This is a genomic window from Paraburkholderia sp. BL21I4N1 (assembly GCF_002973525.1).
GTDB lineage: Bacteria > Pseudomonadota > Gammaproteobacteria > Burkholderiales > Burkholderiaceae > Paraburkholderia.
Genome location: NZ_PVEN01000003.1, coordinates 96,525 through 110,751, shown reverse-complemented (window position 1 = coordinate 110,751; position 14,227 = coordinate 96,525). Strand labels below are relative to the sequence as shown.

The 14,227-nt window shown below is 64.6% G+C and carries 10 protein-coding genes; 9 read left to right on the top strand and 1 reads right to left on the bottom strand.

Features of this window, described 5'->3' with window-relative positions:
- The first annotated feature begins 115 nt into the window (after nt 1–115).
- From B0G83_RS10090 to B0G83_RS10065, 6 genes are all read left to right on the top strand, one after another.
- A complete protein-coding gene (locus B0G83_RS10090) occupies nt 116–4,306 on the top strand; it encodes a YhdP family protein (protein WP_105507304.1) in 4,191 nt (1,396 codons plus the stop codon).
- Between the two features lie 127 nt (nt 4,307–4,433).
- A complete protein-coding gene (locus tag B0G83_RS10085) occupies nt 4,434–5,285 on the top strand; it encodes a carbon-nitrogen hydrolase family protein (protein WP_105507303.1) in 852 nt (283 codons plus the stop codon).
- A 113-nt stretch (nt 5,286–5,398) separates the two neighbouring features.
- Nucleotides 5,399–6,865 carry a metalloprotease TldD gene (gene tldD / locus B0G83_RS10080; protein WP_105507302.1) on the top strand — a complete coding sequence of 489 codons (1,467 nt, stop codon included), beginning with the start codon at nt 5,399–5,401 and terminating at the stop codon, nt 6,863–6,865.
- A gap of 322 nt (nt 6,866–7,187) precedes the next feature.
- On the top strand, nt 7,188–8,261 hold the full coding sequence (aroG, locus tag B0G83_RS10075; protein ID WP_035553288.1) for a 3-deoxy-7-phosphoheptulonate synthase AroG: 1,074 nt from the start codon (nt 7,188–7,190) through the stop codon (nt 8,259–8,261).
- A 186-nt stretch (nt 8,262–8,447) separates the two neighbouring features.
- Nucleotides 8,448–8,786 (top strand): type II toxin-antitoxin system RelE/ParE family toxin, encoded by a 339-nt coding sequence (locus B0G83_RS10070; RefSeq protein ID WP_105507301.1) that lies wholly within the window; start codon nt 8,448–8,450, stop codon nt 8,784–8,786.
- Nucleotides 8,787–8,789: 3 nt separating this feature from the next.
- A complete protein-coding gene (locus B0G83_RS10065) occupies nt 8,790–9,122 on the top strand; it encodes a helix-turn-helix domain-containing protein (RefSeq protein ID WP_105507300.1) in 333 nt (110 codons plus the stop codon).
- Nucleotides 9,123–9,215: 93 nt separating this feature from the next.
- Here the strand turns inward: B0G83_RS10065 and B0G83_RS10060 are convergent, their stop codons facing one another.
- On the bottom strand, nt 9,216–9,770 hold the full coding sequence (locus B0G83_RS10060; protein WP_105507299.1) for a cob(I)yrinic acid a,c-diamide adenosyltransferase: 555 nt from the start codon (nt 9,768–9,770) through the stop codon (nt 9,216–9,218).
- 230 nt (nt 9,771–10,000) lie between these two features.
- On the opposite strand from B0G83_RS10060, the gene B0G83_RS10055 reads away from it, so the two are divergent.
- The 3 genes from B0G83_RS10055 (at nt 10,001) to glcE (ending at nt 14,220) form a co-directional block, all read left to right on the top strand.
- Nucleotides 10,001–11,416, top strand: a complete 1,416-nt coding sequence (locus B0G83_RS10055; protein WP_105507298.1) for an FAD-linked oxidase C-terminal domain-containing protein — start codon at nt 10,001–10,003, stop codon at nt 11,414–11,416.
- Between the two features lie 48 nt (nt 11,417–11,464).
- Nucleotides 11,465–12,958 (top strand): FAD-linked oxidase C-terminal domain-containing protein, encoded by a 1,494-nt coding sequence (locus B0G83_RS10050; protein WP_105507297.1) that lies wholly within the window; start codon nt 11,465–11,467, stop codon nt 12,956–12,958.
- A 173-nt stretch (nt 12,959–13,131) separates the two neighbouring features.
- Nucleotides 13,132–14,220: a glycolate oxidase subunit GlcE gene (gene glcE, locus B0G83_RS10045; protein WP_105507296.1), complete on the top strand. Its 1,089-nt coding sequence runs from the start codon at nt 13,132–13,134 to the stop codon at nt 14,218–14,220.
- The last annotated feature ends 7 nt before the right edge of the window (nt 14,221–14,227 follow it).

The window sequence follows — 14,227 nt, the reverse complement described above, 5'->3', positions numbered from 1 at the left end:
GCGCAAGTCGCGAGGCGGCATGCAGACAGGGTTTGCAGGAGGTCCGCCTGCGCTTTCCCGTGTGTTACATTTCGTCGTTAATTCGCAAAACTACCATACGCCCACCCGCCGCAGCATGTCCGAGCGAAACGAATCCGCCGACCCGCACGAAACCGGGCAGGTCCGGCCAGTGAGCGGAAGCGACCACATCGTGCTGCGTCGGACCTTCCACGTGGTCCTCGCGGTTGCGCTCGTCCTTTACTTCATCGCGGCCGGCCTGTTTCTCGGCTTGCGTTACGTACTGCTGCCGCGCGTCGACGCGTTCCGTCCGCGTATCGAAGCCACCGTCTCGGACAAACTGCACACGCAGTTCACCATCGGCAAGCTGGCGCCCCATTGGAGCGGCTTCCAGCCGGGCCTCGACGTCACCGATCTGGTGATTCGCGACCCGGAAGGCAAACCCGCGCTGACCATTCCGCACGCCACCGCCACGTTGTCGTGGAAGTCGCTGTGGCAATTCCATCCCGCGTTGTCCAGCCTGATCGTCGATCAACCCGACGTACTCGTGTCGCGCAGCAGCGACGGCGTGATGTCGGTGGCGGGCGTGCCGATCCCAACCCGCCACAGCGGCAACGACACGCTCTCCACGTGGCTACTGCGCCAGCAGGCGATCGTGGTGCGCGGCGGCGTGCTGCGCTGGCGCGACGCCACGCACGACGCGCCGGAACTCGCGCTGCGCGACATCCGCATTGCGATTCTCAACGACGGTTACGAACACCGCATGGCGCTGCAGGCGCCCGCCGACGGCCAGGTGCTGCACGGCCCGCTCGATTTCCGCACGCATTTCCGGCACACGCCGCTCTCCGCGATCGGCAAGCCGATCAACTGGACCGGACAGGTGTACATGTCGACTGGGCCGGTCGATCTGCCGGCGCTCGCGCGCTACATCAATCTGCCGATCGAGATGTTCGCCGGGCGTATCGACAACGCCATCTGGGCCGACTTCGCCGACGGCCGCATGACCCAGGCGCGCGGTCAGCTCTCCGGCTCCGACGTCGCGATGCGCGTGCGTCCCACCCAGCCGAAGCTGCTGGTGCCGGTGGCTAATTTCTCGTGGCAGGTCGAAGTCGAACCGGGCGACTACAAGCTGCAACTGAATCACCTGCACGCCGAACTCGGCCAGCCGCCGCTCGACGACGGCACGCCGCTCACCCGCACGCTTGCGCTCACCACGTTGAACGGGCGCTACCGGCAGGCGTCGCAGCAGCACGGACAACTCGTCAGCGTCAGCGGCGACCGCGTCGATCTGGGCATCCTCGCGGAATTCAGCCGCGCGCTGCCGCTGCCGGGGCGTCTGCTGAATAACCTCGTGCGCTTCAATCCGCGCGGAATGGTGGCGAACTACGTGATCGAAGTGGAGCGCGGCAAACCGGAGTCGGGCGAAGCGGGCGGCGATCGCCAGCCGAGCGGCGCCGAACCGATCGAACGTTATCGTTTCAAGGGCGACCTGCAAGGCATCAGCGTCGCCGCGCAGGAGCCGCCGCCGGGGCTCACGCCGTTGAATCACCCGCGCGCGGGCATTCCCGGCATCGAAAATCTGTGGGGCAGCGTCGACGCCGACGAAAACCACGGCACCGCGCTGCTCGACACCTCGAACGTGGCGATCACCTTGCCGGGCGTGTTCGACGACCCGCGGCTGAAGCTCGACCGACTGCATGGCCGCGCCGACTGGACCATCACGCCGAAGGCGCCCGGCGAGAATCATCCGGGTTTTGCCGTCAAGCTGGCCGACTTCGCGGTCTCGAACGCCGATACGGCGGCCACCGCGACGGCCAGTTATAGCAACCCCGGTCACGGGCGCGGCTCGCTCGATCTGAAGGCCAACTTCGAACGTGCGCAGGTGACGCGCATCGTCCGTTATCTGCCTACCAGCATCAGCGAGAAGCTGCGCATCTATCTCGGCCACGGGCTGCAGGCCGGCATGTCGCACGGCGCGACGATCGAAATTCATGGCGATCTGACCAAGTTCCCCTACTCGCGCGATCCGAGCGCAGGCATCTTTCAGATCGTCGCGCCGTTCAAGGGCGGCAAGTTCGACCCGTCGCCGTTTCCGCCGCGCAAGATGCGTAACGGCACGCCGAACGTGTGGCCGGCGCTGGACGGCATCGACGGCGTGTTCTCGTTGAAGCAGAACGTGTTGCGCTTCGACATCGATCGCGCGCATTACCAGCGGGTGGCGCTGACGCGCGTGAGCGGCAAGATCGACGATCTCGGCACCAAGGCGTCGAGCCTCGTGATCGACGGCGACGCGCGCGGGCCGCTCGCCGACATGCTCGACTACGTCAACCAGAGCTCGCTCGGCATCATGGCCAAACACCAGACCGACAAGCTGCATGCGGAAGGCGCCGCGTCGCTGGCGCTCAAGCTGACGGTGCCGCGCACGCCGATGCCGCATATCGCCGTGGAAGGCGCGGTCGGTTTTCAGAACAACCGCCTGAGCGTGGACAACGTGCCGCCGCTGTCGCAACTGAAGGGCAAGGTGCGTTTCACCGAACATACGGCGCAGGTCGACCGGCTGTCCGGCCAGTTCCTCGGCGGCGACGTGCATGCCAACGGCGGCCTGAAGCAGAACGGCACGTATGCGCTCGACCTGAACGGCCATATCGCCGTCGACGCCGCGCGCGGCCTCAATCTGCACGGTCCGGCCGCGCAGGTGCTGACACGCATGAGCGGCAGCGCGCCCTATGCGCTGAACCTGCACGGTGCCAAAGGGCGTTTGCCCGAAGTGACGGCGAACTCCGATCTGACCGGTCTCGCGCTCGACTTCCCCGCGCCGTTCGGCAAGCCGGTCGGCACGCCGATGCCGCTGCACTTCGCGGTGAGTCCGTCCGCCGCGCCGGGCGAAGCCGGTCTGGAGCGCGCCGATCTCGCCTTCGGGCCGGTCGCCGCCACCTATCTGCTGCAATACGAACCCAAGTCGCCGCCGACAGTGGTGCGTGGCGCGATCGGCGTCAACAAGCCGGCCGACCTGCCGAGCGACGGCGTGATCGCCGCCGTCGACCTCGACACCTTCGACGCCGACGCATGGCGCGCGCTCGTCACGCAACTGCGCAGCAAGGAAGCGCCCGCCGCCGCTGTTGCCACACCCGCCCCGCCGAACCCGACCGTCGCGCAATTCCTGCCGAGCCGCTTCGCGCTGCACATCGGCACGCTGACGCTGCTCAAGCGTCACTGGGACAGCGTCATCGTCGGCGCCTCGCATGCCGACGGCAAATGGCAGGCGAACATCGCGTCGAACCAGGTGTCCGGCCACGTGTCGTGGCTGCCGGGTGCCAACAAGGAATCGCCGGGCACGCTGCAGGCGCGCTTCGCCCGCGTGGTGATTCCGTCGGCCGCCGACAAGGACCTGCTCGGTCAGGCGATGTCGGCGCCGGCGCAAAACATGCCGTCGATCGATCTGGTGGTCAACGAGCTGATCGTGCGCGACCGCGATATTGGCCGCCTCGAAGTCGACGCCCACAATTTCACCGAAGACGGCGTGCCGGTCTGGCAACTCGACAAGCTCGACATCACCAACCCCGCGGCCACCCTGACCGCCACCGCGAACTGGCGCACCTCGACCGGCCTCGGCAACGCCGCCGACGAAACGACGCCGCGCCGCACCGTGTTCGATTTCAAGCTCGACATTAAAGATGCCGGCGCGCTGCTCGAACGCTTCGGCCAGCCGCGCACGCTCAAGGCGGGCGCCGGCTCGCTGTCAGGCAAGGTGGTATGGCGCGGCGGCCCGACCGCGATCGACTATCCGACGCTCAACGGCAACCTCGCCGTCGACCTGCGCCACGGCCAGATTCTCAAGGTCGATCCGGGCGTCGCCAAGCTGCTCGGCGTGCTCAGCCTGCAAAGCCTCGCACGTGTCGCCACGCTGAATTTCCGCGACGTGATCGGCGAAGGTCTGCCGTTCGAACACGTCACCGGCACCGCGCAGATCCATGACGGGATCGGCCGCACCGAGAACTTCGAAATGGTCACCGCGCCGGCCCGGGCCGAGATGAAGGGCTCGGTCGACCTCGGCCAGGAAACCCAGGATCTGCACGTGCAGATCGTGCCGACGGTCAGCGCCGGCGCCGCGGTGGTCGCGGCGGCCGTGATCAATCCGCTGCTCGGCGTGGGCGCGCTGGTGGCCGATCTGGCGTTCAGCAAATCCGTCTCGCACGCATTCGCGCGCGAATATGCCATCACCGGTTCGTGGTCGAAACCGCACGTTGAGCGGGTCAAGGGCGATCGCGGTAAGATGGACGCTCCGGCTTCGACCGTGGAAGCGCACTGAGCTCTATTCGACCCTTTACCCGGTCGGACGCGCGCGGTGCCACACCGGCGGCCCAGCCAGCCTTGAACGACGTAGGCGGCGCCAGCGGGTCGCGCCGCCGCCCTGCCGGGAGTTTTTCGAAACGCTCATGAGCGAACCACACGTCTCTTCAACCGTATCCAGCGGCTCTCTGGACAGCGTCTTTCGCGTCGCCGCGCTGCAGATGGTCAGCACGCCGGAGCGCGAACGCAACCTCGCCGAAGCGCAACGCCTGATCGCCGAAGCCGCCGCCGACGGCGCGCAGCTGGTCCTGCTGCCCGAATACTTCTGCTTCATGGGTTTCAAGGACACCGATAAGCTGGCGGTGCGCGAACCCTATCAGGACGGCCCGATCCAGCGCTTTCTCGCCGATGCCGCGCGCCGTCACAAGATCTGGGTGATCGGCGGCACACTGCCGCTCACCGCGCCGGAAGCGTCGCGCGTGCTGAACACCACGCTGGTTTTCGACCCGCAGGGCAACGAGGCCGCCCGCTACGACAAGATCCACCTGTTCAACTTCGAAAAGGGTGAGGAATCGTTCGACGAGGCGCGCACCATTCGCCCCGGCGACGAAGTCCGCACGTTCGAAGCGCCGTTCGGCCGCGTCGGCCTGTCGGTCTGCTACGATCTGCGCTTTCCGGAGCTGTACCGCCGCATGGGCGACTGCGCACTGATCGTGGTGCCGTCGGCGTTCACTTACACCACCGGCCGCGCGCATTGGGAAATGCTGCTGCGGGCTCGCGCGGTCGAAAACCAGTGTTACGTGCTGGCCGCCGCGCAAGGCGGGAACCACGAAAACGGCCGCCGGACCTGGGGCCACAGCATGCTGATCGACCCGTGGGGTGAAATCGTCGCGGTGCGCGACGAAGGCGCCGGTGTGGTCGCCGGCAATCTCGAGCGCGCGCGCATCGACGAGGTGCGGCAGAGCCTGCCCGCCTGGCGTCATCGCGTGCTTAAGTGACTCAGGTGACCGACAGACCGATCACCGCGCGGCATTGAAAGTGCGGCGCCTGCCACTCATATAGTGAGCGTGGCGCTAACCGAATCCTTCGTATCGAGCAGAACATACTTCGCATGAACATCATCGAACCCGGTATCCGTAATCTCGCCACCGCCAAGGACATCCTCCTGACGCCCTACGGTCTCGACGAATCCCTGCTCACCCGCACGCTCGCCGAAATCTTCACGCACAAGATCGATTACGCGGATCTGTACTTCCAGTACACGCGCAGCGAGGCGTGGAGTCTCGAAGAAGGCATCGTGAAGTCGGGCAGTTTCAGCATCGATCAGGGCGTCGGCGTGCGTGCCGTATCGGGTGACCGTACGGCATTCGCTTATTCGGACGACCTGTCGCCCGAAGCGATTCGCCAGGCCGCTCTCGCCACGCGCGCGATCGCCAAGGTCGGCGGCGGCAAGCAGAAGATCAAGGCGGCTTCGTCGCTGACCGGCATTGCCGGGCGCGATCTGTATCTGCCGTCCGATCCGCTGCATTCGCTCGACGCAACCGCCAAGGTCAAGCTGCTCGAGCGCATCGAACAGATGGCGCGCGGCCGCGATCCGCGCATCCAGCAAGTCATGGCCGGCCTCGCCGGCGAATACGACGTGGTGCTGGTGGCACGCAGCGACGGCGGCTTCGCGGCCGACATCCGGCCGCTCGTACGCGTGTCGGTCACGGTGATCGCCGAGCAGAACGGCCGCCGCGAAATCGGCAGCGGCGGCGGCGGCGGCCGCTTCGACTACGGCTATTTCACTGATGAAGTCCTGTCGGGCTACGTCGACGACGCGGTTCATGCGGCGCTGGTGAATCTGGACGCGCGTCCGGCGCCGGCCGGCGCGATGACCGTCGTGCTCGGACCGGGCTGGCCCGGCGTGCTGCTGCACGAGGCGATCGGCCACGGACTCGAGGGCGACTTCAACCGCAAGGGATCGTCGGCATTCGCGGGACGCATCGGCGAACAGGTCGCCGCCAAGGGCGTCACCGTGGTCGACGACGGCACGCTGCCGAACCGCCGCGGCTCGCTGAATATCGACGACGAAGGCAACCCGACTCAGTGCACCACGCTGATCGAAGACGGCATCCTGAAGGGCTACATTCAAGACACGCTGAACGCGCGTCTGATGAAGATGCCCGTTACGGGCAACGCGCGCCGCGAGTCGTATGCCGCGCTGCCGATGCCGCGCATGACCAACACGTACATGCTGAACGGCGACAAGGATCCGAAGGAAATTATCGAATCCGTGAAGCACGGTCTGTATGCGGTGAACTTCGGCGGCGGTCAGGTGGACATCACCAACGGCAAGTTCGTGTTCTCGGCGTCCGAGGCGTACATGATCGAAAACGGCAAGGTCACGTATCCGGTGAAGGGCGCGACGCTGATCGGCAGCGGCCCGGAATCGCTCAAGTTCGTCAGCATGATCGGCAACGACATGAAGCTCGATTCGGGAGTGGGCGTGTGCGGCAAGGAAGGCCAGAGCGTGCCGGTGGGCGTCGGCCAGCCGACGCTGCGGATCGACCGGATGACGGTGGGCGGCACGGCCTGATCTTTGAAAAAAATGCATACTCCGTGAGCATTTAGCACGAAGTATGCGGATTTCCCGCATTTTTGCACCCCACGGCTTGCACCGCAGCGTCTGCCCGGGTTATAAAGTCATTCACCTTTTTTAGCAGCCACCCCATTTCGCCATGTCCGCCAAGTTTTACTTTTACTTTTTTTGGCATCTCAGACCGCTGGCGGATCGAGAGGGGTGTTAGTACACGCAAGACACCAAGAATTCCCGAAAAACCGCCAGCCAGTCTGGCGGTTTTTTTTCGTCTCACGCCTTTGAAACCGAACACGCTACGAACCGATTCAGGAGAAACACCATGCCCCCGCACAACACCGACGATGTCCGCATCCGCGAATTGAAAGAACTCACGCCGCCCGCTCACCTGATCCGCGAATTCGCCTGCGACGAAACGGTGTCCGACGTGATCTACCACTCGCGTAACGCGATGCATCGCATTCTGCATGGCATGGAAGACCGCCTGATCGTCATCATCGGGCCGTGCTCGATTCACGATACCAAGGCGGCGATGGAATACGCCGGCCGCCTCGTCGAGCAACGCAAGCGTTTCGCCGGCGAGCTCGAAATCGTGATGCGCGTGTACTTCGAAAAGCCGCGCACCACGGTGGGCTGGAAAGGTCTCATCAACGACCCGCACATGGACAACAGCTTCAAGATCAACGACGGCCTGCGCACCGCGCGCGAGCTGCTGTTGCGCATCAACGAGCTCGGTTTGCCGGCCGGCACCGAATACCTCGACATGATCAGCCCGCAGTACATTGCGGATCTGATCTCGTGGGGCGCGATCGGCGCGCGCACGACCGAATCGCAGGTGCACCGCGAGCTGGCCTCGGGTCTGTCGTGCCCGGTCGGTTTCAAGAACGGCACGGACGGCAACGTCAAGATCGCCGTCGACGCGATCAAGGCCGCCTCGCAGCCGCACCATTTCCTGTCGGTGACCAAGGGCGGCCACTCGGCGATCGTGTCCACCGCGGGCAATGAGGATTGCCACATCATCCTGCGCGGCGGCAAGACGCCGAACTACGACGCGGATAGCGTCAACGCCGCGTGCGCGGACATCGGCAAGGCGGGTCTCGCCGCCCGACTGATGATCGACGCGAGCCACGCGAACAGCTCGAAGAAGCACGAGAATCAGATTCCGGTGTGCGCCGATATCGGCCGCCAGATTGCTTCGGGTGACGAACGGATTGTCGGCGTGATGGTGGAATCGCATCTCGTGGCGGGACGCCAGGATCTTCAGGAAGGCTGCGCACTCACGTACGGCCAGAGCATTACCGACGCCTGCATCGGTTGGGACGAAAGCATCGGCGTGCTGGAAGGTCTCGCCGACGCGGTCAAGCAACGACGCGTGGCACGCGGCAGCGGCAACTGAAACGCGCTGCGATCGCGGTAAAGGCTGCATCGAAAAGCCCGGCTCCTCGAGCCGGGCTTTTTTTCGGCCGAACGGACGAATGGTGCTAAGCGAGCCACCTCTGTACCGTAACGATTCATCGCCCGGTCGAAGAGGACTTGACGGGGCGAAAGGTTACGTATAATATTTTGTACACGAAAGGTGATTATGGCTCGTGAAAAAGAACTTCGCTGGATCGGCTCCAGCTATCGCGATTTACTCGCCTTTCCCGAAGAAGCGCGCCGGCAAGCCGGGTTTCAGCTTGGCAAAATTCAGGCAGGCCTCGACCCCGACGACTGGAAATCGTTTGACTCGATCGGGCCCGGCACGCGTGAAATTCGCATCAAAGAGGCAAACGGTATTTTTCGCGTCATGTACGTGACCAAGTTTGTGAATGCGCTGTACGTGCTTCACTGTTTGCAGAAAAAAACGCAAACGCTAACACCGCATGACAGAAAGATTGCCGAAACGCGTTATCGCGCCATTATTAATGATAGGAAAACTTAACAAATGACGATCGACACTCAAATTCGTCACGTGTCCAAGCCGGGCGCTAATCTGTTCCTCGAACTCGGCTTTTCCGTCGACGAGGCGAAGCGCCTGCATGCCGCGTCGCAAAAGCAGATCAACGACACGCGGCTGCTCAAGGAGCAGCTCATGACAGAACTGTCCAGCTGGATCGAACAGCATCATCTGAAGCAGGCGGAAGCGGCCGAGGTCCTGATGGTGTCGCGCCCGCGAGTGTCCGACGTGGTGAACAAGAAGACCACCAAGTTCACCATCGACACGTTGGTGGAAATGTTGAGCCGGATCGGCAAGCCGGTCAGGTTGGCAGTTGGGTAACGCGCGTGGCTCGCGGTCGCCCGCTTTTGCGCGTGTTCATGCACGGCTTGTCGGAGACTGCCATTGCGTCGCGCAACTCTTCGCGGTTGGGGTTTATTTAGCCCCGCGTTCGTGTTGCCACAGCACATCGGTACCGCCGTCCGCACGATTGAGCACCCGCGCGAGCACGAACAGCAGATCGGACAAACGGTTCACGTACTGGCGCGGCGCGGCGTTGATTTCCTCCTGCTCGCCTAGCGCCACGATCGCCCGTTCGGCACGGCGGCACACCGTGCGGCACACGTGAGCGAGCGCCGCCGAGCGCGAACCGCCGGGCAGAATGAACTCCTTCAGCGGCGGCAAACTGGCGTTGTAATCGGCAAGCCAATCATCGAGTTGGGCGAGGTGCCGGTCGGTAATCATCGTGTGGCCAGGAATGCAGAGTTCGCCACCCAGATCGAACAGATCATGCTGAATCGCAATCAGCGCCGCGCGCACGGTGTCGGGCAGCGTTTCGCATAGCAGCACGCCGAGATTCGAGTTGAGTTCGTCCACGTCGCCGATCGCGGCGATACGTGCGCTGTCCTTGCCGACGCGGCGGCCGTCGCCGAGGCCCGTGGTGCCGTCGTCGCCGGTGCGGGTGGCGATCTTGCTCAAGCGGTTGCCCATGCTGTCTCCCATGCAATTCAGTGGCGATGCGTGCACGCCCGGCGGCCTGACTGGGTCTTGAAGCCCTCACCGGCCACCGCGTTTATCCATATTGCGCGCATCGTGAAGTCGCCGCCATTATAGGAGTTCGAGCCGGTTCAAACGCTGGCCCACGGGCGATCGGCGTAAAATGAAGCAGATGCTGTAGAACCGCTTTGCCGCCGCTTTGCGCCATATATCAGGAGACATGCGTGAACCATCCCGTACCGCCGGCCCCGCTGCGCCGGCCGTTTCCCGCCGAATTGCTGAGCGCGCTCAAGGCCGCTTTCGGTGAGCGCGTGTCGGTGGCCGAAGCCGTGCGCGCCCATCATGGCCGCGACGAGTCGCCGTTCGATCCCCAACTGCCTGACGCGGTCGTCTTCGCCCGTACTACCGAAGACGTGCAAACCGTCGTCACGCTGTGCGCCCAGTACAACGTGCCGATCATTCCGTACGGCAACGGTTCGTCGCTCGAAGGACATTTGCTGGCGGTGCAAGGCGGCGTATCGATCGATCTGTCGGAAATGAACCGGGTCCTGTCGATCAACGCCGAAGACCTCACCGTCACCGTCGAACCGGGCATCTCGCGCAAGCAATTGAACGAGGCACTGCGCGACACCGGTCTGTTCTTCCCGATCGACCCGGGCGCGGACGCGAGCATCGGCGGCATGTCGGCCACGCGCGCGTCGGGCACCAACGCCGTGCGCTACGGCACGATGCGCGAGAACGTGCTCGGCCTGACCGTCGTGCTGGCCGACGGCCGCGTGATCAAGACCGGCACCCGCGCCCGCAAATCGTCCGCGGGGTACGACCTCACGCGCCTGTTCGTCGGCTCGGAGGGCACGCTCGGCGTCATCACGGAAATCACGGTGCGCCTGTATCCGCAACCGGAAGCCGTGTCGGCCGCGGTCTGCACGTTTCCGTCCATGGGCGACGCGGTGCGCGCCGTCATCGAAACGATCCAGATGGGCGTGCCGATCGCGCGCGTCGAGTTCGTCGACGCGCTCGCCATCCGCTCGATCAACCGTCATTCGAATCTGACGCTGCGTGAAGCGCCCACGCTGTTCTTCGAATTTCACGGCACGCAAGCCGGCGTGAAAGAACAGGCGGAACTGGTGCAGGAAATCGCCGCGCAGAATTCGGGCGAAGGCTTCGAATGGGCCACCCGGCCGGAAGACCGCAGCCGTCTGTGGAACGCCCGTCACAACGCCTACTTCGCCATGCTGCAACTCAAGCCCGGTTGCCGCGCCGTGACCACCGACGTCTGCGTGCCGATCTCGCGCCTCGCCGAATGCGTGGAGGAAACGGAGCGGGATCTGAAAGCGTCGCCCTTGCCCTGCCCGATCGTCGGCCATGTCGGCGACGGCAATTTCCATGTGGTGATCCTGATCGATCCCGACAAACCGGAAGAACTCGCCGAAGCGGAGCGCCTCAACCTTCGGATCGTCCAACGCGCGCTGCGCATGGACGGCACCTGTACGGGCGAGCACGGCGTCGGTCTGCACAAGATGAGCTTTCTGCTCGAGGAACACGGCGACGTCGCGGTCGACACGATGCGCTCGATCAAACACGCACTCGATCCACGCAATCTGATGAACCCCGGCAAAATTTTTAGCTGGGCGGTTTGACGGGTTAGCGGCATTTATCGCCGCGAGACGCACGAGGAGACAAGTCACATGAACGCACCCGCTGAACTGACGGCAGAAGTCCTCGCCCAGCGCCAGCGCGAAGTCGTGCAGGCGCTGATGGCCGTATTACCGACGCACTGCCTGCTGTATCGGGAAGAAGACACCGTCGCTTACGAATGCGACGGCCTCGCTGCCTACCGGCGTCTGCCGCTCGCGGTCGCGTTGCCGGAGACGGAATCGCAGGTGCAGCGCATCGTGCAGATCTGCCATCGCCTCGACGTGCCGATCGTGCCGCGCGGCGCGGGCACCGGTTTGTCGGGCGGCGCAATGCCGATCCGGCACGGCGTGGTGGTGTCGCTCGCGCGCTTCAGGAAGATCGTCGAAGTCGATTCGTACGCGCGAACCGCCACCGTGCAGCCGGGCGTGCGCAATCTGTCCATTTCCGAAGCAGCCGCGCCGTACGGCTTGTACTACGCGCCGGATCCGTCGTCGCAGATTGCCTGCACGATCGGCGGGAACGTGTCGGAGAATTCCGGCGGCGTCCACTGCCTCAAATACGGCCTCACCGTGCATAACGTGCTGCGCGTGCGCGCGGTGACCATGGAAGGCGAGATCGTCGAATTCGGTTCGCTCGCGCCGGACGCCCCCGGCCTCGATCTGCTGGCGGTGCTGATCGGCAGCGAGGGAATGTTCGCGATCGTCACCGAAGTCACCGTCAAGCTGATCCCGAAACCGCAATTGGCCCAAGTCATCATGGCCAGTTTCGACGACGTCGTGAAAGGCGGCGACGCGGTTGCCGGCATCATTGCCGCGGGCATTATCCCGGCCGGCCTGGAGATGATGGACAAGCCGGCCACCCGTGCGGTCGAGGAATTCGTCAAGGCGGGCTACGACCTCGACGCGGCGGCGATCCTGCTGTGCGAATCGGACGGCACGGCCGAAGAAGTCGCCGACGAAATCGTCCGCATGACGGCGGTGCTGCGTGAACAAGGCGCCACCCGCATCCAGATTTCGCGCTCGGAGAGCGAACGGCTGCGTTTCTGGTCCGGGCGCAAGAACGCGTTTCCCGCGGCGGGCCGCATTTCACCCGACTACTACTGCATGGACGGCACCGTGCCGCGCCGTAGTATCGGGCCGCTGCTGGCACGTATCGAAGAAATGGAGAAGAAATACGGGCTGCGCTGCATCAACGTGTTCCATGCCGGCGACGGCAATATGCATCCGCTGATCCTGTTCAACGGCAACGATCAGGACGAGTGGCACCGGGCCGAGGCGTTTGGTTGCGACATCCTCGAAGCCTGCGTCGAACTGGGTGGCACCGTGACCGGCGAGCATGGCGTCGGCATCGAGAAGATCAATTCGATGTGCGTGCAGTTCTCGCCCGAGGAGCGCGACACGTTCCACGCGGTCAAACGGGCCTTCGACGCGCCCGGCCTGCTCAACCCCGACAAAGGCATTCCCACCCGGGCGCGCTGTGCGGAATACGGCAAGATGCATGTGCGGGGCGGTTTGCTGCCCCACCCGGATCTGCCGCGTTTCTAACGCCTGCATAACACGCGGCGTGACACCCGGCATCCCCGACAAGCGCCGCGCATAAGCCTGCTGCGGCGGTGCTTTCCGCCCCACTACCCTGATTACCCGATGCGGGTCCGCTCCTGGTTGCCAGCGAGCCCCCGCCCGGTACAATCGATCGAAACACAACGAAGCAGGACACCATGGAAGAGGACGACATCGTCGCCGTATGGTCGGAACGCGTGCGTTCCGCCAGCGCCGAGGGACGCGCGTTGCGCGTCCGTGGCGGCGGCACCAAAGACTGGTACGGCCAGGCGCTGGAAGGTGACATCCTCGATACGCGCGCTTATCGCGGCATCATTGCTTACGATCCAGCGGAGCTCGTCATCACCGCGCGCGCGGGCACGCCCTTGCTGGAGATCGAAGCCGCGCTCGCCGAACATCACCAGATGCTCGCCTTCGAGCCACCGCATTTCGGGCCGCAAGCCACTTTTGGTGGCTGTATCGCCGCCGGCATCGCCGGGCCGCGCCGTCCCGCGGCAGGCGCGGCGCGTGACTTCGTGCTGGGTGCCGTCATCATGAACGGCCAGGGGCAGACATTGCACTTCGGCGGTCAGGTCGTGAAGAACGTGGCCGGTTACGACGTCTCGCGCCTGATGGCGGGCTCGCTCGGCACGCTCGGCCTGATCCTCGAACTGTCTATCAAGGTCCTGCCGCTGCCGCAAGCCGAAACCACCCTCAAGTTCGACATGAACGGCACCGACGCGGTCCGCAAGCTCAATGAATGGGGCGGCCGGCCGTTGCCGATCACCGCGAGCGCATGGCGTCACGGCACGCTTGCCGTGCGCCTGGCCGGCGCGGAATCCGCGGTCAAGGCGGCGCGCACGGCGCTCGGCGGCGAAGTCGTCGACGCGGTGGAAGCGGAACGCTTCTGGGCCGGCCTGCGCGAGCAAACCGACTCGTTCTTCGCGGCCATTCCACCGAAAGCCGCGCTGTGGCGTCTGGCCTTGCCGTCGATCACCGAGCCGTTGCAATTACCCGGCGCGCAACTGATGGAATGGGGCGGCGGCCAGCGCTGGTGGATCACCGACACCGACGCGCAAACCGTGCGTATCAGCGCGAAACAGGCCGGCGGCCACGCCACGATTTTCCGCTCCGGCCACGGTTACGACCGCGGCGCCGGAGTCTTCACGCCGCTGCCCACTCCGCTGATGAAAATCCATCGCGGCCTGAAAACCGCCTTCGACCCGGCCCGCATCTTCAATCGCGGCCGTCTCTACCCCGACTTCTGAGCGACGC

Excerpts from the sequence above, each read along its gene's own strand:
- B0G83_RS10085 (WP_105507303.1), top strand. The coding sequence starts at position 4,434 with ATGAGCGAACCACACGTCTCTTCAACCGTATCCAGCGGCTCTCTGGAC.
- glcE (WP_105507296.1), top strand. The coding sequence starts at position 13,132 with ATGGAAGAGGACGACATCGTCGCCGTATGGTCGGAACGCGTGCGTTCC.
- B0G83_RS10065 (WP_105507300.1), top strand. The coding sequence starts at position 8,790 with ATGACGATCGACACTCAAATTCGTCACGTGTCCAAGCCGGGCGCTAAT.
- B0G83_RS10050 (WP_105507297.1), top strand. The coding sequence starts at position 11,465 with ATGAACGCACCCGCTGAACTGACGGCAGAAGTCCTCGCCCAGCGCCAG.
- B0G83_RS10060 (WP_105507299.1), bottom strand. The coding sequence starts at position 9,770 with ATGGGCAACCGCTTGAGCAAGATCGCCACCCGCACCGGCGACGACGGC.
- B0G83_RS10090 (WP_105507304.1), top strand. The coding sequence starts at position 116 with ATGTCCGAGCGAAACGAATCCGCCGACCCGCACGAAACCGGGCAGGTC.
- B0G83_RS10070 (WP_105507301.1), top strand. The coding sequence starts at position 8,448 with ATGGCTCGTGAAAAAGAACTTCGCTGGATCGGCTCCAGCTATCGCGAT.
- aroG (WP_035553288.1), top strand. The coding sequence starts at position 7,188 with ATGCCCCCGCACAACACCGACGATGTCCGCATCCGCGAATTGAAAGAA.
- tldD (WP_105507302.1), top strand. The coding sequence starts at position 5,399 with ATGAACATCATCGAACCCGGTATCCGTAATCTCGCCACCGCCAAGGAC.